The organism is Bradyrhizobium sp. B025, assembly GCF_042257955.1.
In the GTDB taxonomy this organism is placed as follows: Bacteria; Pseudomonadota; Alphaproteobacteria; order Rhizobiales; family Xanthobacteraceae; genus Bradyrhizobium; species Bradyrhizobium diazoefficiens.
This window is the reverse complement of record NZ_CP170150.1, coordinates 6,992,899-7,012,101: the sequence shown is the minus strand read 5'-3', so window position 1 is coordinate 7,012,101 and position 19,203 is coordinate 6,992,899. Positions and strand designations below refer to the sequence as shown.

Annotated in this window: 17 protein-coding genes and 1 pseudogene; 9 read left to right on the top strand and 9 right to left on the bottom strand. The window is 65.1% G+C overall.

The features are described 5' to 3' along the window. Positions 1 to 79 precede the first annotated feature (79 nt). On the bottom strand, positions 80 to 1,465 hold the full coding sequence (locus ACE10W_RS33030; RefSeq protein ID WP_011089836.1) for an ABC transporter substrate-binding protein: 1,386 nt from the start codon (positions 1,463 to 1,465) through the stop codon (positions 80 to 82). A gap of 412 nt (positions 1,466 to 1,877) precedes the next feature. After that, a complete protein-coding gene (locus ACE10W_RS33025) occupies positions 1,878 to 2,849 on the bottom strand; it encodes a LysR family transcriptional regulator (protein ID WP_161536532.1) in 972 nt (323 codons plus the stop codon). A gap of 104 nt (positions 2,850 to 2,953) precedes the next feature. Between ACE10W_RS33025 and ACE10W_RS33020 the strand changes: the two genes are divergently transcribed. Both ACE10W_RS33020 and dctA read left to right on the top strand, forming a co-directional pair. Next, a complete protein-coding gene (locus tag ACE10W_RS33020; protein WP_028173037.1) occupies positions 2,954 to 4,027 on the top strand; it encodes a 4-oxalomesaconate tautomerase in 1,074 nt (357 codons plus the stop codon). 54 nt (positions 4,028 to 4,081) lie between these two features. Continuing rightward, complete coding sequence (gene dctA, locus ACE10W_RS33015) at positions 4,082 to 5,461, top strand: C4-dicarboxylate transporter DctA (RefSeq protein WP_129557651.1); 1,380 nt, start codon at positions 4,082 to 4,084, stop codon at positions 5,459 to 5,461. A 26-nt stretch (positions 5,462 to 5,487) separates the two neighbouring features. Here dctA and ACE10W_RS33010 read toward each other — a convergent pair whose 3' ends face one another. Continuing rightward, complete coding sequence (locus tag ACE10W_RS33010; RefSeq protein WP_161537175.1) at positions 5,488 to 7,416, bottom strand: AsmA family protein; 1,929 nt, start codon at positions 7,414 to 7,416, stop codon at positions 5,488 to 5,490. Between the two features lie 303 nt (positions 7,417 to 7,719). Here ACE10W_RS33010 and ACE10W_RS33005 point away from each other — a divergent pair, with 303 nt between their 5' ends. From ACE10W_RS33005 to ACE10W_RS32995, 3 genes are read left to right on the top strand one after another with little or no spacing between them, the layout of a single operon-like run. Then, positions 7,720 to 8,427 carry a CoA transferase subunit A gene (locus ACE10W_RS33005; RefSeq protein ID WP_011089830.1) on the top strand — a complete coding sequence of 236 codons (708 nt, stop codon included), beginning with the start codon at positions 7,720 to 7,722 and terminating at the stop codon, positions 8,425 to 8,427. Positions 8,428 to 8,443: 16 nt separating this feature from the next. Beyond that, positions 8,444 to 9,094 carry a 3-oxoacid CoA-transferase subunit B gene (locus ACE10W_RS33000; protein WP_011089829.1) on the top strand — a complete coding sequence of 217 codons (651 nt, stop codon included), beginning with the start codon at positions 8,444 to 8,446 and terminating at the stop codon, positions 9,092 to 9,094. 22 nt (positions 9,095 to 9,116) lie between these two features. Beyond that, positions 9,117 to 9,752 (top strand): N-acetyltransferase, encoded by a 636-nt coding sequence (locus ACE10W_RS32995; RefSeq protein WP_028173040.1) that lies wholly within the window; start codon positions 9,117 to 9,119, stop codon positions 9,750 to 9,752. 95 nt (positions 9,753 to 9,847) lie between these two features. On the opposite strand, the gene ACE10W_RS32990 is transcribed toward ACE10W_RS32995, so the two are convergent. From ACE10W_RS32990 to ACE10W_RS32975, 4 genes and pseudogenes are all read right to left on the bottom strand, one after another. After that, positions 9,848 to 10,726, bottom strand: a complete 879-nt coding sequence (locus ACE10W_RS32990; RefSeq protein WP_028173041.1) for an SUMF1/EgtB/PvdO family nonheme iron enzyme — start codon at positions 10,724 to 10,726, stop codon at positions 9,848 to 9,850. A 53-nt stretch (positions 10,727 to 10,779) separates the two neighbouring features. Further along, the gene (gene nirK / locus ACE10W_RS32985; RefSeq protein WP_028173042.1) at positions 10,780 to 11,874 is read right to left on the bottom strand and encodes a copper-containing nitrite reductase; all 1,095 of its coding nucleotides are present in this window, start codon (positions 11,872 to 11,874) and stop codon (positions 10,780 to 10,782) included. 534 nt (positions 11,875 to 12,408) lie between these two features. Continuing rightward, positions 12,409 to 12,873: pseudogene (locus ACE10W_RS32980) on the bottom strand (copper chaperone PCu(A)C); the annotation flags it as partial. A 25-nt stretch (positions 12,874 to 12,898) separates the two neighbouring features. Next, positions 12,899 to 13,099: a hypothetical protein gene (locus ACE10W_RS32975; RefSeq protein ID WP_028173043.1), complete on the bottom strand. Its 201-nt coding sequence runs from the start codon at positions 13,097 to 13,099 to the stop codon at positions 12,899 to 12,901. Between the two features lie 203 nt (positions 13,100 to 13,302). Here ACE10W_RS32975 and hemN point away from each other — a divergent pair, with 203 nt between their 5' ends. Continuing rightward, the gene (gene hemN / locus ACE10W_RS32970; RefSeq protein WP_028173044.1) at positions 13,303 to 14,655 is read left to right on the top strand and encodes an oxygen-independent coproporphyrinogen III oxidase; all 1,353 of its coding nucleotides are present in this window, start codon (positions 13,303 to 13,305) and stop codon (positions 14,653 to 14,655) included. A 257-nt stretch (positions 14,656 to 14,912) separates the two neighbouring features. Continuing rightward, positions 14,913 to 15,110, top strand: coding sequence for a DUF1858 domain-containing protein (locus tag ACE10W_RS32965; protein WP_011089822.1), 198 nt, complete (start codon positions 14,913 to 14,915; stop codon positions 15,108 to 15,110). A gap of 120 nt (positions 15,111 to 15,230) precedes the next feature. Here ACE10W_RS32965 and ACE10W_RS32960 read toward each other — a convergent pair whose 3' ends face one another. Next, positions 15,231 to 15,941 carry a Crp/Fnr family transcriptional regulator gene (locus ACE10W_RS32960; protein ID WP_011089821.1) on the bottom strand — a complete coding sequence of 237 codons (711 nt, stop codon included), beginning with the start codon at positions 15,939 to 15,941 and terminating at the stop codon, positions 15,231 to 15,233. A gap of 130 nt (positions 15,942 to 16,071) precedes the next feature. On the opposite strand from ACE10W_RS32960, the gene ACE10W_RS32955 reads away from it, so the two are divergent. Continuing rightward, on the top strand, positions 16,072 to 17,283 hold the full coding sequence (locus tag ACE10W_RS32955) for an NnrS family protein (RefSeq protein ID WP_011089820.1): 1,212 nt from the start codon (positions 16,072 to 16,074) through the stop codon (positions 17,281 to 17,283). Positions 17,284 to 17,285: 2 nt separating this feature from the next. Here the strand turns inward: ACE10W_RS32955 and ACE10W_RS32950 are convergent, their stop codons facing one another. Continuing rightward, positions 17,286 to 18,323: an AraC family transcriptional regulator gene (locus ACE10W_RS32950; RefSeq protein ID WP_028173046.1), complete on the bottom strand. Its 1,038-nt coding sequence runs from the start codon at positions 18,321 to 18,323 to the stop codon at positions 17,286 to 17,288. Between the two features lie 199 nt (positions 18,324 to 18,522). Here ACE10W_RS32950 and ACE10W_RS32945 point away from each other — a divergent pair, with 199 nt between their 5' ends. Then, positions 18,523 to 19,143 carry a response regulator transcription factor gene (locus tag ACE10W_RS32945; RefSeq protein WP_011089818.1) on the top strand — a complete coding sequence of 207 codons (621 nt, stop codon included), beginning with the start codon at positions 18,523 to 18,525 and terminating at the stop codon, positions 19,141 to 19,143. Positions 19,144 to 19,203: the final 60 nt, after the last annotated feature.

Here is a 19,203-nt window from a genome sequence, read left to right as displayed (position 1 = left end):
AAAGAGTTGCCGGCCGCGAAACGCGGCCGGTGTTGTTCTTATACCTCTCCCCGCAAAGCGGGGAGAGGGAAAGGATGAATTAACCCGCGACCTGCTTGATGCGGGCGATCAGTTCGTCGACGGCCTTGTCGACCGGGACCTTCTCGCTGACGACCCGGTTCATCGCCTTGGCCCACACGTTCTCGTTGTTGAGGATCGTGAACTTCCAGTTCTTGGTGAAGTCGAACGCGGCGGTGCCGCCGGTGAACTGGGCGTAGACCGCCTTGCGGTGCTTGTCGGCCTGCCAGAACGGGCTGGCCTGGCTTTCCTTGGTCACCGGGAACCAGCGGCCGAGCGCGCCCTCGATATAGGGACGGACGTTGTCTTCCTGGAGCAGGAAGCTGATGAACTGCTTGGCCTCGGCCTTGTTCTTGGCCGCGGTGAAGACCAGCCCGGTCTTGACGTCGGAGCGGTAGCGGATGGTCGACCCGTCAGGCGCCTTCGGGAAGGACGCCGTGACGATGTCCTGCTCATAGGCCTTCTTGCCGGCCTCGCGCTGCTCGGGCGTGAGCGCCTGGTTCTGGGAGTCCTCGTACCACTTCGCCGCGATCGAGATCGTGAAGTTGTGGGTCATCACGATGGTCTTGTTGTGGAAGGCGACGTTGTTGTCCGGGTCCTTCCAGGTCGTAGACGAGGGCGGGGTGCAGCCCTTGATGTAGGTGTCGGTGTAGTCCTTCATCGCCTTGATCAGGTTCTCGCGGACCTTGGGATCGTCGACCAGCAGCTTGCCGTCGTCGTCGACCAGCTTGACGTGGTAGGCGTCCATGAAGGTGTAGAACGACTGGAAGGCGTCGGTGGATTCCACGCCCATCGGCTGGCCGACGGCGTAGATGCGCTGGCCGGTGGCCTTGCGGATCCCCGGCTGCACCTTGTCGCACCAGAACGACCAGTAGCCTTCCCAGTCGGTCGGGATGTCGGCGAGCTTGAAGCCGGCCTTCTCCAGCATGTCGTTCCAGATCTGGACGTGCATGCTCTGCTGCTTCAGCGGGAAGCCGTAATAGGCCTTCTTCTTGGTGACGTCGTTATAGAGGATCGACGCATCCAGCGTGTTCTGCACGAACCGATCCTTGATCGGCTCCATGACATCGGTGAGGTCCTCGAGCTTGCCCTCATAGGCCCACTTGCCCTGCGCCTGCACGTCATAAGAGTCGGAATAGGCAACATCGGGCACGGTGCCGGCATCGAGCGCGGCGACCGTCTTCGGAATCATGTCCTGAATCGCGTACTGCGACAATTCGACCTTGATGCCGGTCTTGGCTTCGAACTTCTTGATCGTCTCGATCAGCGCGTCGTCTTCGGAGCGGTAGAAGCCCTTGCCCCACCAGACCGTAATCGTCTTCTGCTGCGCAAATGCGGGTGCAGCGGCTGCGAACAGCCCGGCCGCAGCGACCGCCAGTGTGACTGCGCCAATAACCTTGGATCTCACGTTTTTCTCCCTCAAACGGCCGGTGTTTTTAACCGGTCGTATAAAACACTAGCGCATGGCCGTCAGCCGATCTAGCGGCATGTTGTCAGACCTAGGTCGTGGGGACGGCGCCTGTGGAGATGATTAACGTGCGCATCGATCCAATCGCCGCATCAATTAGCGGCAATCAATTCGGGTTCTGCGTTCTGATCGCCTGACCATGTGCATCCGTACCTGCTCGCGACTGGCGAAGCCCGGCCTTGTAAGCGGTATGAGGACTGAACGCAACGCAGTCGGCTGGCCACACTATGGTGCTGCGGCCGGAGGACGCAAAATGCCTCTGAAAACACGGCGGGGCTGATCCGAGGAACTTCCGGTTCGACAGGGGAACGGTCTTGCAGCGCTGCGCTGCCGACCTATTAGCGTTTCCTCTTCAGGCCCGCCGAATCGAGTTTGCCTGAGCGGATCGGGGCTTCGGCTTGTCTTGCCCGCGCGTCCCGGAAGGCGTGTGCCACGCCTCGAGAAGCATCTTGAGAAACTGGCTCGCGTGAGGAGATAGTGTGGTCCCGTGCCTGCGCACGATTCCGATCGTCCGCGACACCTCCGGCTCGATCAACCGAACGGTGTGAATGATGGGGTGACCGGCGGCGGGCGTCGCAAGCTTCGGCAGCACCGCGATGCCGAGTCCCGCTTCGACGAGGCCAAGCGAACCGGAGAGGTGAGCGACCTCATAGGACCAGTTCAGCTGCAGGCCGTGTCGCGCGAGCGCATTGTCGATCAGCGCGCGATTGCCGCTGTTGCGACCGACGGTGATGACCCGGTGTGACACAATCTCTGACCAGCTGACCCGTTTGCGCGATGCCAACGGATGGTCATGACGGCAGGCCAGGACGAAGGGGTCCTCAACCAGTTTCTCGAATTCGATCTCGGCATGCGAAGCACCGATGAAATTGATGCCGAAGTCGGCTTCTCCGCGCGCGACCGCTTCCAATCCTTCATTGGCACCGATGTCCAGAATCCGGATGCGAATGCGTGGATACGTTTCGGCAAACCGGCCGATCGCACGCGGCAGGAAATAGAACACCGCTGTCGGCACCGCAGCCACCGAGACCAGGCCCGAACTTCGCGCGCCGATATCGTGGATGGCGAGCACCGAGGTCTCGAACTCGTCGATGAGGCGGCGCACCTTCGGCAGGAAATCACGGCCGGTCATGGTGAGATTGACGTGACGCGTCGAGCGTTCGAGCAGCGGCGCACCGAGGCTTTCTTCCAGCTTCTGAATGCGTCGGCTCAGCGCCGGCTGCGACAGGTTCAGCGCCCTGGCGGTGCGCACGAAGCTTCCCGTCTCCGCCACGGTGATGAACGCCTTGAGGTCGAGAAGTTCTGCGTTCATGGCAAGCTCCATTGTATCGATAATCGGAATAATACATCAGATATTTGCATTTCACAAAAGAGTTCTGTCGAGGGATGCTCCGGATCGAGCGAAGTTGTCGCGAACGGAACAGCTCCATGAACGATCAGATTGCCATTCCCTGTGTGGTCATGCGCGGGGGCACCTCGCGCGGGCCGTTCTTCCTGGCCCGCGATCTTCCGGCCGACCCCAAACTGCGCGACGCGATCCTGCTATCTGTGATGGGAGGGGGGCACGATCTTGGAATCGACGGGATCGGCGGCGGCAATGCCGTTATCAACAAGGTCGCGATCGTTGGACCGGCATCGGTGCCAGGCGCCGATGTCGACTACCTGTTCGCCCAGGTGCGTGTTCGTGAAGGCATCGTCGATACCTCCCCGAACTGCGGAAACATGCTCGCGGGGGTGGGGCCATTCGCAATCGAAGCCGGCCTGGTCGCCGCCGCCGCGGATCGCACCCATGTGCGGATCCACAATGTTAACACCGGCAAGCTGATTGACGCGACCGTTCCGACCCCCGCAGGGCGCGTGACTTACGACGGCGAGGCGCGGATCGACGGCGTACCGGGAACGGCCGCGCCGATCGAACTGTCGTTCCCCGACGCGGCCGGCGCAAGCACTGGTCGTCTCCTGCCCACCGGACGACCGGTCGATCGCATCGAAGGGATCGATGTGACCTGCATCGACGCGGCGATGCCCGTTATGCTGGTCCGCGCGGCGGATCTGGGGTGGACCGGCCGTGAGGCTCCCTCGGACTTCGCCGACGGCGGCTTTCGCGCGCGCCTCGAAACTTTGCGCATCGAGGCCGGATGCCGGATGGGCTTTCCAAATTCCGCGACAATGGTGATTCCGAAGCCGGTTCTGATTGCGCGCGGAGGCGAGGCGACGTTGAGCACCAGGTATTTCATGCCGCATGACTGCCATAACGCGCTGGCGGTGACCGGCGCTGTCGCGATCGCGACGGCATGCGTCACGCCCGGGACGATCGCGGCAGAGATGGTCGGACCATTGGCGCCGCCGGTGCCGATCACCCTCGCCCATCCCTCCGGCCAGCTCGTGGTTCGGCTGGAGCCCGGCCCGGTTGCCCGGGTGCTGCGGACGGCCCGGCGAATCTTCGAGGGCCACGTCTTCGCCCGTCGATCGCACGTGCCTCATTTGGTGCTGGCGGCCTGAAGCCGGGCTGCTTTTAAACCTCAAGAATAACACAAGGGAGAAACGAGAATGCAGATGCGAGCGCCGGCTGGGTCCGCGAGCAGCGAGCCGCGAAAGCCGTTCTACCGGATTCTCTACGTCCAGGTGCTGATCGGTCTCATGCTGGGTGTCTTCACGGGCCATTTCTGGCCCGAATTCGGCGCCGCGCTGAAGCCCTTTGGCGACGGCTTCGTCAAGCTGGTCAAGATGATGATCGCGCCGATCGTATTCTGCACCATCGTGAGCGGCATCAACAGCATCAGCGATTCCCGCGAGGTCGGCCGCGCGCTGGTGAAATCCATGGCGCTGTTCTACCTGCTGACCGTGCTCGCGTTGCTGGCCGGGCTGATCGCCGTGTCACAGATCCAGCCGGGCGTTGGCATGCATGTGTCCGTCAATACGCTGGATCCGTCGGTGGCCGCGAAATTTACCAAGCAGGCAGGTGCGACCGGATTTGCGGACTTCATGCTGCACATCATCCCGCACTCCTTCTTTGGAGCGTTCGCCGATGGCGAAGTGCTGCCGGTGTTGCTCGTCTCCATCCTGATCGCCTTTGGCCTGAGCCGTGCCGGCGATGGCGGCGTTGTGGTGACGAAAGCGGTCGAGTCGTTCTCACAAGTGCTGTTTGTGTCCTTCGGCTTCATCATGAAGCTCGCTCCGCTCGGTGCCTTTGGGGCCATGGCGTTCACCGTGGGGCGCTACGGCATCCGATCGATCGGCTCGCTCGGACTGCTGATTCTGACCTTCTATATCGCCTGCTCTGTCTTCGTGGTCGTCGTGCTTGGGACGCTGGCGCGGCTGAACGGCTTCAGCCTGTGGAAGACGATCCGCTACTTCAAAGAAGAGCTGCTGATCGTGCTCGGCACGTCGTCGTCGGAGCCGGCGCTGCCGGGCGCGCTGCGCAAGCTGGAGCAGCTCGGATGCCGGAAAGGCGTGTCAGGGCTCGTGTTGCCGTTGGGCTATTCCTTCAATCTGGACGGCAGCGCCATTTACCTCACCCTGGCGTCCATCTTCATCGCGCAAGCCTGCGACATTCATCTGTCGTGGGGGCAGATCGCGGCGATGCTCGGCCTGATGCTGCTGACGTCCAAAGGGGCGGCAGGTGTCACCGGCAGCGGCTTCGTTGCGCTTGTCGCGACCCTCTCCGTCATGCCGGATCTGCCCGTGACCGGCGTGGCGCTGCTCGTCGGCATCGACCGCTTCATGTCGGAAGCGCGGGCGCTGACCAGCATGATCAGCAACTGTGTCGCGGCCATCACTATTTCGCTGTGGGAGGATGCCTGTGATCGCGAAGTATTGGCCCGTGAACTGGGGCAGAGCGTCACGCGCGAGGTCGCGGCGGGGACGGCGATCGGCGGAGCAACCGTGGTGCAGGAGAACGAGAGCTGGATTTCGACGACGCAATCGGCCGCTTGAACCCGAAGAGAGCGACGCCGATCACTCTAGTTGGACTTGGCGTTTTCCTTGGCGTTCTCCGCCGTCGGCGAGTCTGCCGGGGCGGGACGCTTGCCGGTGCCGGTGATGCGCTCGATCGCGGAGCGCACGGCGTCGCCCGCCTTGCGGTCCTTGAGCATGTCGAGCAGGGGCGCGGACGCGGGCGAGCGGCGGATCAGGCTTTCCGGATCGGGAAAGATCAGGGGATCATCCCAGGGGCCCTGCACCACGAAGGGCAATTCGAAGCCCGAGGCGCTGTTGAGGCTCGCCACGCCCTTCATGTCGTATTCGCGCGTCGGCACCGAGGCGGTGCCGGTCATCGTGATCTTCGCCGCCGGTCCTTCGACGCGGATGTCCTCGGCGGTAGCGACCCCGTCGGAGAATTTCACCGCGATGGTGAGATTGTCGTAAGGCGTCGAGCCGTTGCGGAAATTGCCGCCACCGGACAGCGGCCGGCGCTCCAGCCGCTTCAGGAGCTGTTCGGCATTGAAGCCCGAGATCGCGCCGTCATGCCCGGTGACGGTGGCGCTGCCGTCGAGCGACTGCACGAGGCCGAACGGGCTCGAGCCGGAGGCAACGAGGGAGACGTTGATGTTGCCGCGGCCGGACAGCTTGTTGAGGCCGAACAGTTCGGAGGCGCAGGCCTGGAGGTCGACGTCGGTGAACTGGAATTGCGCCTTGATGTCGGCGACGGTGTCGGCGCGCGCGATGCCGAACGAGCCCTTGGCGATACCGCCATAGACCTGGGCCTCGCCCACCGAGAGCGCCAGCGTGCCGTTGCGCAAATTGGCGCCGATCGCGGTGCGGCCGAGCTTCGACGGCCCGACCGTCAGCCGCGCCGCCGACAGGCGCATGTCGAGGTCGGTGGTCGAGAGCCCGTTGAGATCGAACAGCTGCCTGTTCCAGTCGCGCGCGCCGCTCGCGAGCAGGCGGAAGGTCGAGATATAGGGCGTGAAGTCGAGCGCGTCGGCGGCGAGCGTCGCCTGGAGCGTCTGCCGGCCGTTGTTGGCGTAGGTCATGACGCCCTCGGCGGCGTTGCCGTCGAGCTCGACATTGACGTTGGTAAGCGCGATCGAGGCGCCGACGACATTGGCGCGTGCCTTCAGCGCGAAACGGCCGAAGCCGCCGCTGCCGGGCTGCGGCTGGCCGGTCCAGCGCAGCGCGTTGCGCAAGGACGGGCTGTCGATCGTGAGCGTGCCTTCCATCATCGGACTGGTGCGGTTGGCGACGCTGCCGTCGAAGGCGAGCTTGAGCGGGGCGCTGGCGATCCGCGCCTTCACGCCGGAACGGTCGCCGGAGAGGGCGGCGACGAAGTCGGCGAAGCTGATCGAGCCGTCGACGCGTTCGCCGCGCCAGTCGAACTGGCCGGTCGCGGCGAAGGAGCGCGAGATCGAGGGCCAGGCCAGCGACAGGTCGATGTCGTCGAACTGCTCGGTGGCGTGCGTGGCGGCGTCCTCGTAATTGAGCACGCCGTCCTGGATCCGGATCTCGGAGAACGAGACCTGATTTTCGGCGCCGGGCTTCATGGTGCGCGCAATGGTCTGGATGAAGGGCGTCCAGTTGCTCTCGCCGTCCGGCTTCAGGCTGACATGGATGCGCGGCCGCAGCAGCGTCAGGTCGGCGATCTCGAACCGTTGCAGCAGCAGCGGCAGCAGCCGCAGATTGGCGGTGAGCACGTCGACACGGAGCGCGGGGTCGCTGGTGCCGCCGCCCTTCAGGCCGACGTCATGGAAGGAGATGTAGCTCGCCGGCAGCACCGAGATGTCGATGGGGCCTGCGACACTGAGCTCGAGCCCGGTGACGTCGCGGATCTGCGCTTCCACGGCCTTGCGCAGCGCGTCGCGGTTGATGAGCCAGGAGGTCGCGATCAGGGCGATCAGCGCGACGCCGAGCAGCGCCGCGATCGGCGTCCCGAGGCGCTTCATTCCTTGGGCCATGGTCAATGGCGTGTCCTGATCGGGTTGGTCGTTGGAGCCAAAGGGGCGGGCCGGGAAACCCGCGCGCCCCACGCCCAAGCCTTGTTACGTCACAAGTCCTGTTATGTTAAGTGCCGCAACTTGATGGGTTTTCTTGTCGCTTTCAAGGCCGCGGGCGATCCTGCCCACGGCGTGGGCAGCTTCTACCACCGCCCCGCGGAGCGGAGAACCCCGTATCATTGACGGCTTCGGACGATTTCGCCTAATAATCGCCGCCAATAAGGCGCGACGCCCGCAAGCCGAAGGTTCAGTCGAGGTTTTTGCATGAACAAGGTCTATCCCGACGCCAAGTCGGCTCTCGACGGCATTTTGAAAGACAACATGATGATCATGTCGGGCGGCTTCGGCCTCTGCGGCATCGCCGAGGAGCTGTCGGACGCGATCCGGGAGTCCGGCGTCAAGGGGCTGACGGTCGTCTCCAACAATGCCGGCGTCGACGGCATCGGGCTCAGCCGCCTCCTGGAAACCCGGCAGATCAAGAAGATGATCTCGTCCTATGTCGGCGAGAACAAGCTGTTCGCCCAGCAGTTCCTGGCCGGTGAGCTGGAACTCGAATTCAACCCGCAGGGCACGCTGGCCGAGCGCATCCGCGCCGGCGGCGCCGGAATCCCGGCCTTCTACACCAAGACCGGCGTCGGCACGCTGATCGCCGAAGGCAAGGAAGTGAAGGAGTTCGACGGCGAGAAGTACCTGATGGAGCGCGGCCTGTTCGCCGACCTCGCCATCGTGCACGCCTGGAAGGGCGATACCGCCGGCAACCTCATTTACCGCAAGACCGCGCGCAACTTTAACCCGATGATGGCGACCGCCGCCAAGATAACGGTGGCCGAGGTCGAGCATCTGGTTCCGGCCGGTGAACTCAATCCCGACCACATCCACACGCCCGGCATTTTCGTGAAGCGCATCGTCGAGGTCGGCACGGCCAAGAAGCGCATCGAATTCCGCAACACCCGCCCGCGCACCGCCGCTTAAGCGTCAGGAGACTCACATGGCCTGGACCCGTGAACAGATGGCTGCGCGCGCCGCCAAGGAACTGCGTGACGGCTACTACGTCAATCTCGGCATCGGCATCCCGACGCTGGTCTCGAACTTCATCCCCGATGGTGTCGACGTCAGCCTCCAGAGCGAGAACGGCATGCTCGGCATGGGCCCGTTCCCCTATGAGGACGAGGTGGATGCCGACCTCATCAATGCCGGCAAGCAGACCGTGAGCGAGCTGCCCTCGACCTCGTATTTCTCGAGCGCGGATTCCTTCGGCATGATCCGCGGCGGCCACATGGATCTGTCGATCCTCGGCGCCATGCAGGTGGCCCAGAACGGCGATCTCGCCAACTGGATGATCCCCGGCAAGATGGTCAAGGGCATGGGCGGCGCGATGGATCTCGTCGCCGGCGTCAAGCGCGTCGTCGTTGTGATGGAGCATTCCGCCAAGGACGGCTCGAAGCTCCTGAAGAAGTGCAATTTGCCGCTGACCGGCGAGCGCGTGGTCGACATGGTCGTCACTGATCTCGCCGTCTTCACCATCGACAAGCACGGCGACGGCGGCATGGCGCTGATCGAGCTCGCCGACGGCGTCTCGCTCGACGAGGTCAAGGCCAAGACCGAGGCCGAATTCCGCGTCGCGCTGAAGAACACATAAGGTCGTCGCAGAGGGGGCGCGCATGACGATACGGTCTGCGCGTCCCGAAGACGCCGGTTTCATCGCACAAACCATCCTGCGATCGATGCGTGGCTACCGGCCGCGCGGCGGGTTCGACGTCGCGCTCGGCTGGCCGGAAGCGGAATGCCTCGATTTCATCGCGCGCGTCGCGGCCACGCGCGCGGTGTCGATGTGGCATGTCTCGCAGTATTGGATTGCCGAGATTGATGGTGCGCCGGGCGCGGCGCTATGCGCCGTGCCAGCGGCCGGCACCGGTCCTGCGGCCTGGCGCGCGATCGAGGAAGTCGCAGCCGCGATCGGGCTCACCGCGTCGGAGCTGGAAGCGATCCGCCAGCGCGGTGGCTATGCGCGCGGCTGCTGGGTTCAAGGCGGCGAGGGCGATTGGATGATCGAACATGCCGCAACCGATCCTGCATATGGCGGCCGCGGCCTCGTGCAGGCACTCATCGCGCACGCGCTGGATCAGGGGCGCGCGGCTGGGTTTCGACGGGCGACGATCTCGTTCCTGATCGGCAACGTGCCCGCTGAACGCGCCTACGCCAAGGCCGGCTTTGTCCTTGCGGAGGAGAAGCGTGATCCCGCTTTCGAGGCGATCATCGGCGCACCGGGATTTCGCATGTTTGCGCGCGCGATTTAAGCGCGCTCGGTCTCCGCATTCGACACTGTCATGCCCCGCGAAGGCCTGGAATACCGGATTGCCCGCCTTCGCGGGCAATGACGCCAGGAGGGCGGCTACGACCTCGCCGCCCACGTCTTGCTCCACCGCGCCGACACGCTCGCGACCCACGACGGCTCCTCGCGCACCAGGCGGAAGCCGAGATTGGCGGGCGGCACGCCCTGCGCGCAGCCGCCAGCGCGGGCGTCGCGGATGAAATCGGTGACATAGGCGCGGTGGGCGCCTTCCGCGATGCGCACGCCGCAATTCACGGTCGCCCGGCCGGCATTGCCGGCCGCGTCGGTCCGCGAGCGCACGAAGCAGGTCGAGGTCCACTCCCAGACGTTGCCGGCGAGATCTTCGATGCCGTGCTCGTTCGCGCCGAATTTGCCGAACGCATAGGCCGTCGTGTCGGAAAGGTCCCGTTCGGATTCCCGCTCATAGCGGCTGATCCAGCGCTTCGAAGGATTGTCCGCGTCCACCGGCGCGCCATCGTCCTTGAAGCGCGAGCCCGCCGCGAACGCCCATTCCGCATCGCTCGGCAGGCGCCACGTCTTGCCGGTCCGGTGCGAGAGCCAGCCCGCATAGGCCTGTGCGTCGTGCCAGCTCACCTGCACCGCGGGGCGATCTGTGGCGATCGCCACGTCACGATCGAGAGCGCGGCAAGCGCCGTCCTGCACGCAAAGCTGGTAGTCGGATGACGAAACCTGATGCCGCATGACGTGCAGCGGCCTCGTGAACCGCATCGCGCGCAGCGGCGCTTCCGCCTGCTGCCCGCCCCGCGTGAAATCGCCCGCCTCGCGATAGGACAGATTGCCCGGCGCGATCTTGACGATCGCGGGCTCCGTCGCCGTGCCGCGGACCGCCATGTCCGAGACCAGCGGCGCCACCGCGATCGGTCCTGCGAGTCCGGCCGCGCAAGCCAGGACCAGTTTCAGCTTGAATGCGATCAGCATGTTGTCCCCCGAAAGGAAGAAGGGGCCGGTGATCCACCGGCCCCTTGTCGCGTCTAGTTGGTGTTGGCCGGGATTTCCGCAGGCGCCTTCACCTGGGTCATCAGATCGTCGTTCCACTTGCCTTCGACCTTGAAGTGCGCAGTGGCGCCGAGGTCGGCGGCCTCGATCAGGTTGTGTGTGACATAGGCGTAGATGCCGGGCTGCATGAACTTGTACATCGCAGCCCCTGCCGAGCCGCCGCGGATGAACCAGGTCTCCAGCCCGACCTCGGGTGCATTGCCGAATTTGCCGGTCTCCCAGACATAGTCGCCATGGCCGCCGATCAGATGCGGGCGGCTGTCGCGATTGGCCTGCGAGTGCACGATGAGCACGTTCTCGCCGACATTGGCGGTGAGCGCATTCTTGCCGGTAAGCGCGCCGACCTTGCCGTTGAACACGACATGGGATGGGATCAGCTTCTTCATCACCTCTTCGGTGTCGGTGAAGGCTTCGCCCGGCGAGTCATAGGACTTGAAATTGCCCTTCTCGTCGCGCGGCACGTACATGTCCTGCTCGCCGACATAGTAGACCTTGTCGTATTTCAGCGCGTGGCCCTTGCCGTCGTTCAGTCCGTCGCGCGGCAGCACCATCACGGCGCCGTTCATGCCGGAGACGACGTGCCAGGGGATCATCGGGCCGCCCGGCGCGCAGTGATAGACGAACACGCCGGTCTTGGTCGCCTTCCAGCGCAGCACGACCTGCTCGCCGGGATTGATCAGGGTGAGCGCGCCGCCGCCGAGCGCGCCGGTCGCGGAGTGAAAGTCGATGTTGTGCGGCATGGTGTTGGTCGCGGGATTGACCAGCGTCGTTTCGACGTAGTCGCCTTCATGCACCACCATCAGCGGGCCCGGCATCGAGCCGTTGAAGGTCATCGCCTGGAAAGTGGTACCCTTCTCGTCGATGACTACCTTCTTCTCCTCGATCGTGAGCTTGAACTCCACGATCTTGGGGCCCTGCTTGGTCGCCTGCTCGTGCGCATGCACGAACGGCGGGGCCACCAGCTCCACTTTCTGGCGCGGCAGTTTGAGATCGTCGGCGGCCAGCGCGGGTGTCGCCAGCATCAGGGCGGTCGCGGCGGCGCTGATCAATGCGGCTCTGCGGGTGAACATCGGAAGCATCCTTCATCTGAAATGGTTTTGATGACGGGATGCAGTGTGCGCCTGTTACGGCAAGAGTGTTTGCGCTGCAACAAGCTTTCGCCGGATTCGCCTCCGCAACAGTACTTAGATCCTTCAACGGAGCAGGATCGGCGACACCACGTTGACCGCGTCCGACGGCGTGATGCGGATGTCGAGGCCCAGCGACCATCGGCCAGACAGCGGCGCCGACATCCTGACTCTCCACTGATCGTTGCCGACGCGTTCGGCGTTTGCCGTCATCGGCGCCACGCCGTGCTCGGGGTTGCCGAGCGTGACCGCAACGGCGTCGGCGCTCAGCGGCAACTCGTTCGCATCTTCGAGCTGGATTGCGATCTCGACCGGACCGGCACGACCGGGCGAGACCGTGACGTTCGCCATGGCCTTCTCGGCATGAAGATGGGTGAAGAAACTTTCGTCGGCTTCGGAAACCATCGTGGGCGGAGCGGCCGCCGCCGGCTCGGGGTGGTGCGCGGGCTGCGCGATCTCCGTGCGCTCTGTTTTCTCCGGCGCCTGCGCGCCGATAGCCTGTACGTCGAGCGTCACTTTCACTTCGCCGGCATGCTCGAACGACAGCGTCACCGGTACCTGGTCGCCGACACGAAGTGGAGCATCGAGGCCGATGAACATCAGGTGTCCGCCGCCGGGGGCAAGTTCAACGATTTGTCCGGGGGCGATGACGAGGCCGTCGATGAGCGGGCGCATGGTCATGACGCCGTTGTTGACGGCCATTTCGTGGATTTCGGTTCGAAGCGCATGGGCGGCCGATGCGGTCTGCAACCGCTCCGGCGCGTGGCCCCTGTTCTCGATCGTCAGATAGCCGCCGGCGACCTTGGCTCCCCTGGGCGTCGCCCGACTCCAGGCCCTGGTGATGACGAGATCGCCGCTGGTCGTGTCGGCGGCGAAGGCGGGCGGCCAGACAAGGCATGTCAGGGCGACCGCGCCAGCAAATGCGCGCTTGGATGAGATCATGATCGAAGCCTTCGCGAAGACGCGGCTAAAGCAAATGAATGGCAACCCAGACCGCGGCCCAGATCGCCAGCGACAGGACGGCGAGGACGGCGATTACGGCGGCCAGAGTGTGCACGATACCGGCCGGGGCCGGCGAGGCCGGAACCGGCCGGAAGTCGTCGAAACGCGGGATATGGCCGCGGACGTCGAGCAGGGAGAAAATCAGTTCGAGTGCGAGAAGCCTCATGGCAAACGCTCCGGATGCCGTGCGAATTGCCCGTGATCATTGCGCGGAACCGTCCGCTGCGCTTTGCGCGAGCGCAATGTTTGCGGTGCCCCGGTCCGACTTTGCGCGAGCGCAAGGTCGCTTCCGCAAATCCGGGTTAGCTGAATGCATTCCGTGATTTGCCGCGGCTCCGCAAGCGGCCGAAATTTACGAATGGGTAAGATATGAGAGCTGATCTCGCAGTGAGCTACGGCGAAGAAAGACTGCCTCGCTACACGAGCTATCCGACCGCGCCGCACTTCTCGCCGGTCATCGACGCCGGTACCTACGCCCGCTGGCTGTCCGAGCTCCCGGCCGGTGCCAGCGCGTCACTCTATCTGCACGTGCCGTTCTGCCGCGAGATGTGCTGGTATTGCGGCTGCCATACCCAGATCGTCCGGCGCGACGATCTGATTGCGGCCTACCAGCGGACGCTGCGCAGTGAGATCGCGCTGGTCGCCGAGACCATCGGCCGCCGCATCAAGGTCGAGCATATCCATTTCGGCGGCGGCACGCCGACGATCATGGCGCCCGAGGCTTTTGCCGAGTTGATGGCGGCGATGCGCCAGGCGTTCTTCGTACTGCCTTCGGCCGAGATTGCCGTCGAGATCGATCCCCGCACGCTGACCGCCGACATGGTCGAGGCCATGCGGCTGTCCGGCGTCAATCGCGCCAGCCTGGGGGTGCAGAGTTTCGACCCCATCGTGCAGCGTGCGATCAACCGCATCCAGAGCTTCGAGCAGACGGCGGCCGTCGTCGACATGCTCCGGCATGCCGGCATCGCGGGAATCAATTTCGACCTGATCTACGGGCTGCCGCATCAGACCGTCGCCTCGTGCCTGGACACGGTGCGGCGCAGCCTCTTGCTCGCGCCCGATCGCTTCTCGGTGTTCGGCTACGCTCACGTGCCCGATTTCAAGAAGCACCAGCGCATGATCAACCAGGGCGCGCTGCCCGACGGCCCAGCGCGTCACGACCAGGCCTGTGCGATCGCGAATGCCCTGAAGGAGGCCGGTTACGTGCAGATCGGGCTCGATCATTTCGCGCGACCCGACGATTCCATGGCCGTGGCCTTCGAGGAGCGGACGCTGCGGCGCAATTTCCAAGGCTATACCACCGACCAAGGCGAGGTCCTGCTCGGCTTCGGCGCGAGCGCCATCGGACATCTGCCGCAGGGTTACGTCCAGAACGAGGTGCAGATCGGCGCCTATGCGCAGAGCATCGGCGCCGGCCGCCTCGCCACAGCGAAGGGCTATGGGCTCACCGACGACGACCGGCTGCGCGCCGACATCATCGAGCGCATCATGTGCGAGTTCAGCGCCGATCTCGGTGATATCTGCGCGCGCCACGGCGCAGAGCCCGAGGCGATGCTCAAATCGGCGTCGCGTCTGAAACCGCTGATTTCTGACGGCGTCGTGAGGCTGGACGGCGACCGGCTCGCGGTCGCGAACGACTCGCGCTTCCTGGTCCGCAGCGTCGCCGCCGCGTTCGACGCGCATCTGGATCCCGGCAAGCAGCTGCACAGCCGGGCGGTGTAGCTGCGTCATTCCGGGGAGCGCCGCTTGGCGCGAACCCGGAATTCATTTCACCGCACAGCTTGCTGCCCGATGGATTCCGGGTTCGCGCCATCCAAGTCGGCTGTTGCCGACTTTGATCTTAGAGTCTTCCGAACTCGGGTAAACCCGGGTTCGGTGGCGCGCCCCGGAATGACGAGCCGAGGAACTGGCAACAGCTTGCGCTCCAACAAAGAAACCACAGCCCGCTCCGCTATCGTCGTTTCGGAACGGAGTTGTCCATGCCTTTTGGATCCGACGATCTGGTCGATGACATCATGCGCACGGCGCCGCACACGATCCGCGTGTTTCTTGCTTTCAGGCTGGCCTGCGTCGGCTGCCCGATCGCAACCTTCCACACGGTGGAAGACGCCTGCCGCGAGCACGGCATCGACCGCGACAAATTCCTCGCCGCGCTCTGCGACTGCGTGCCGGCGTGAGACGGTCTGGAATTCGCGCGGGCCGCGTGCGGATTCCCGGGTGAGGGAGCGCTTTCGCCGTAAGCGAAAGCGGCTCTCACCCCAATCTTCGGGAGCAGGGTGAACCTGCCGGCGCAGCCCTCATGGCGCGCCGCTGTCGGGGCTCCGCTCCGCCAGCACGACGATCCTGTGCGGTTCGCGCAGAATGATGCGCTGGCGGCCGCTCTCGACGAGGCCCTGCTGTTCCCAGCCGCTCAGGATGCGGCTCACGGTGTGCAGCGTGGTGCCGGTCATCTGCGCGATGTCCTGGCGGCTGATCGGGAAGTCGATCTCGATGCCGTGGTCGAGCTTCTTGCCGGATTGCTTGGCGAGGCGCAGCAGCGCATGCGCGATGCGTTGTTCGACTTGCTGGGTCGACATTTCCAGGATGCGGGTGTGGCTCTCCTGGAGCCGCGTGCCGACGGTCTGGAGCGTGTTGGCGGCGAGCGCCGGAAACCGCTCGACCAGCCGCGGCCAGGCCGAGGTCGGCCAGATCAGCACCACGCTGTCGTCGACAGCCATCGCAGTCGCGGGGTAGCGCCCGGCTCCGATCGCCATCGCGAGCCCGAACGTCTCACCGGGCGCGACGTAGCGCACCACGATCTGCTCGCCGGTCGGCGTGGTCTTGGCCGCGCGGACGTGGCCGTGCAGCAGCAGGAAGAAGGACTGCGCGTCTGCGCCCTGCTCGAAGATGGCGCTGTTCTTGGGATAGCGCGCCGAGCGGGCCTCGCGCAGGATCTCGTCCAGGGCTTCCGGCGTGACCCCGGCAAACAGCGGCAAATGCGCAACCAGCGATGTGTCGACCTTGGCCATTCTGCCTCCTTGGCGCTCTGGAGTGTGATGGCACCTGCAATCGTCCGGTAGTTTGCGATAGCGCAAAACCCGCCGGCCGGGGCGGCAGTATTTTTCCAAGCAACGGTCTGAATTTACAGGAGTTGCCCCCATGGCTGGCGCCCGATCCCGCAACTTTGCGGGCTGGCCGCTGTTCGCGAACAGCTTTCGGCCCTTTTTCCTGCTCGCCGCCATCCAGGCAGGGCTCTCGATCCTGGCCTGGCTGCCTATGTTCTACGGCGAATTGTCGGTGACGTCGGCCTTCGCGCCGCGCGACTGGCACGTCCACGAGATGCTCTATGGCTTCCTGCCGGCGGTCATCACCGGGTTCCTGTTTACGGCGATCCCGAACTGGACCGGGCGGCTGCCGATCCAGGGCACGTCGCTGGGCGCGTTGCTGGCGGTGTGGCTGGCCGGCCGCCTCGCGGTGACGCTGTCCGCCGAGGTCGGCTGGGCGTTCGCGCTTGTCGTCGATGCCGCGTTCCTGGCGCTGGTCGTCGCCGCCGCGACGCGCGAGATCATCGCGGGCGGCAATTGGCGCAACCTTCCCGTGGTGATCCTGGTGCTCGTGCTGCTCACCGGCAATGTCGGCTTTCATCTCGAAGCGCACTACGCGGGCGCGGCCGATGTCAGCATCCGCGTCGGCATCGGCGTGGTCGTGCTGCTGATCGCGCTGATCGGAGGCCGCATCATTCCGAGCTTCACCCGCAACTGGCTGGTCAAGTTCAATCCCGGCCGCCTGCCGGTCCCGTTCGGCCGCTTCGATGGCGCGGTGATCGCATTGAGCGCGTTGGCGCTGATCTCGTGGATCGTGGCGCCGTTGAATGTGGTGACCGGTGCCGCGATGGCGCTCGTCGGCGTGCTGCATCTGGTGCGGCTTGCGCGCTGGGCCGGCGATCGCACCTCGCGCGAGCGGCTGCTCCTGATCCTGCATGTCGGCTATGTCTTCGTGCCGCTCGGTTTCCTCCTGCATGCGTTGGCCGTGTTCGGTGCGTTGCCGCCGAGCGCGGGGATTCACGCCTGGATGGCGGGCGCCGCCGGAACGATGACGCTCGCGGTGATGACGCGTGCGAGCCTCGGCCACACCGGACAGACCCTGACGGCCTCGCCGGCGACGCAAGGTATCTACGTCGCGATCATCGCCGCGGCGCTGGCGCGGGTTGCTGCCGTGGTGTGGCCTGCGCATGCCGATGCACTGCTGCACATTGCCGCCTGCGGCTGGGTCGTCGCCTTCCTCGGCTTTGCGATTGCGTTCGGCCCGCTGCTCGCCGGCAGCAGCCGGCGCGCACTGGCCATCATGGGCCTGCCCGCTCCGGCACGATAGAGCTAAGCCGCGGATGCCGAAGGCACGTCGGCCGGCTTGGCCAACGGGCGCACGCCCTTGCGCCATGCGGTGATGGTGCAGCCGAAGCGGCCGCGGAACCAGCGGGCCATCGCGCTTTGCGCGGAGAAGCCGAGCTGCGCGGCGATATCGGCCAGCGGCCGGCCGGGGTCGTCGATCAATTTGACGACGAGATCGGCGCGCTGCGTGTCGAGGATGGCCGAGAAGCTGGTGCCTGACGCGGCGAGGTGGCGGTGGATAGTGCGGCGGGTGCAGGCGAGATGCTCGGCCACGCGCTCGACCGTGCAGTCGCCGCCGGCGAGCAGCAGGCGCACGACCTCGTCGACCTTCTCCTCCCAGCTTGCCGGACGCGTCTCGATCGCCTCGATCCGCTTGCGCAGATAGCTCGCGATCAGCGGATGCGCGCTCGGGATCCGGCGCTCCATGTCGTGCACCGACAGCAGGATCGCGTCGTCCTCGGCGTTGAACGTCACGCGGCAGCCGAAGAAGTCGCGGTAGCGCTTGCGGTCGTGCGGCGGCGGATAATGCAGATGCACCTCCTGCGGCCGCCAGTCATGACCGAACAGCGACTGGATGATGCGGTGGACGCTGCCGAGCGCCATGTCGATCGACTGGCGCGGCGCGCTCGGCTGCCGTCCGCGCAGATGCAGTGCGACGGTCACGGTCTGCTTGTTGCGTGCAACGTCAAGCCGCATGCCGTCATGATGGATATGGATGAAACGCGAAAACGCCTCGATCGCTTCGCCGACGGTCGCCTGTTCGCGCACGATCAGGCCGACCGCGCCGAAGTTGGTCAGGCCGCCGCGTTCGGCGAGGCGCAAGCCGAAATCTTCGGCGCCGGACATCTGTGCCGATAGTTCGAGCAGGCGGCGCAGGCCGGTCACGGCAATGGGGGTATCCGGCTTGTCGAGGCAGGTCAGCGGCAGCCTGACCTTGCGCATCATCTGTTTGGGGTCGAGCCCGACCGACCGGGCGACCTCCGGGTAATAGCTCAAGCCTGCGCTGCGAATGAGGTCGGTCATGCAAACCGTTCCTGCCAGCCATTCCCGCAGATGTCCCGAAATGTAAAGTTTCTGTCCCGTTCCGTCAAATCCGGGAACATGACGGAACATACATAAGGGAAACCGAAGCACGGGCGTGAATGCCGTGCTCATGACGCCGGGCGCGATGAGGCCCCGGCCGTCTCGGATCATTTGACCAAGACATTGCTGGATCGGGATTATGCCGGGGAACATGCTTTCCAAGGGCGAGGTATTCGTCATCGACACCGACGCCGCCTCCCGCGAACAACTTTCCGCCGCGCTCCAACAGAGCGCCTATGACGTGATCTGCTTCGCCGACGGCGCGTCCCTGCTCTCGGAAGCGAGGGCGCGGATGCCGGCCTGCGTGCTGCTCGAGATGCCGCCGGATCGCTCCGCCCTCGACGTGCTCAGGCGGCTGCGCGAGGAGAATTGCATGGCGCCGGTCCTGGTGACTTCGGCGAACGGCAGCATCGCCATGGCAGTCGACGCGATCAAGAGCGGCGCGGCCGACTTCATCGAAAAGCCGTTCCGCACCCGCGACGTCGTCAACCGGATCGATGCCGCCATCGACGAGTTCGGGCAGCCCAACTCAAACCGCCAGCGCTGGTTGCCCGGCTGCGAGCCCCTGACGGCGCGCGAAGGCGACGTGCTCGAGCACCTTGCGGTCGGCCTCACCAACAAGGAGATCGCCCGGCGCATGCATCTGAGCGCTCGGACGGTGGAAGGCTACCGTGCCAGCATTTTGAAGAAGGCCGGTGCCCGCAACGTGACCGATCTGCTCCGCCGCATCTTCGGCCAGGGTTCGCCGACCCAAATGTGAAGCTCGGCGCGCGACGCGTTCCGCGGCCATGGCGCCGCCGCAGCGGCGCCCCACGGAAAC

Coding starts and splice junctions, on each gene's coding strand:
- ACE10W_RS32975 (WP_028173043.1), bottom strand. CDS start 13,099: ATGAGGCTTCTCGCACTCGAACTGATTTTCTCCCTGCTCGACGTCCGC.
- dctA (WP_129557651.1), top strand. CDS start 4,082: ATGCGAGCGCCGGCTGGGTCCGCGAGCAGCGAGCCGCGAAAGCCGTTC.
- nirK (WP_028173042.1), bottom strand. CDS start 11,874: ATGTTCACCCGCAGAGCCGCATTGATCAGCGCCGCCGCGACCGCCCTG.
- ACE10W_RS32995 (WP_028173040.1), top strand. CDS start 9,117: ATGACGATACGGTCTGCGCGTCCCGAAGACGCCGGTTTCATCGCACAA.
- ACE10W_RS32990 (WP_028173041.1), bottom strand. CDS start 10,726: ATGCTGATCGCATTCAAGCTGAAACTGGTCCTGGCTTGCGCGGCCGGA.
- ACE10W_RS33010 (WP_161537175.1), bottom strand. CDS start 7,416: ATGGCCCAAGGAATGAAGCGCCTCGGGACGCCGATCGCGGCGCTGCTC.
- ACE10W_RS33000 (WP_011089829.1), top strand. CDS start 8,444: ATGGCCTGGACCCGTGAACAGATGGCTGCGCGCGCCGCCAAGGAACTG.
- ACE10W_RS32965 (WP_011089822.1), top strand. CDS start 14,913: ATGCCTTTTGGATCCGACGATCTGGTCGATGACATCATGCGCACGGCG.
- ACE10W_RS32960 (WP_011089821.1), bottom strand. CDS start 15,941: ATGGCCAAGGTCGACACATCGCTGGTTGCGCATTTGCCGCTGTTTGCC.
- ACE10W_RS33005 (WP_011089830.1), top strand. CDS start 7,720: ATGAACAAGGTCTATCCCGACGCCAAGTCGGCTCTCGACGGCATTTTG.
- ACE10W_RS32950 (WP_028173046.1), bottom strand. CDS start 18,323: ATGACCGACCTCATTCGCAGCGCAGGCTTGAGCTATTACCCGGAGGTC.
- ACE10W_RS32955 (WP_011089820.1), top strand. CDS start 16,072: ATGGCTGGCGCCCGATCCCGCAACTTTGCGGGCTGGCCGCTGTTCGCG.
- hemN (WP_028173044.1), top strand. CDS start 13,303: ATGAGAGCTGATCTCGCAGTGAGCTACGGCGAAGAAAGACTGCCTCGC.
- ACE10W_RS32945 (WP_011089818.1), top strand. CDS start 18,523: ATGCCGGGGAACATGCTTTCCAAGGGCGAGGTATTCGTCATCGACACC.
- ACE10W_RS33020 (WP_028173037.1), top strand. CDS start 2,954: ATGAACGATCAGATTGCCATTCCCTGTGTGGTCATGCGCGGGGGCACC.
- ACE10W_RS33025 (WP_161536532.1), bottom strand. CDS start 2,849: ATGGAGCTTGCCATGAACGCAGAACTTCTCGACCTCAAGGCGTTCATC.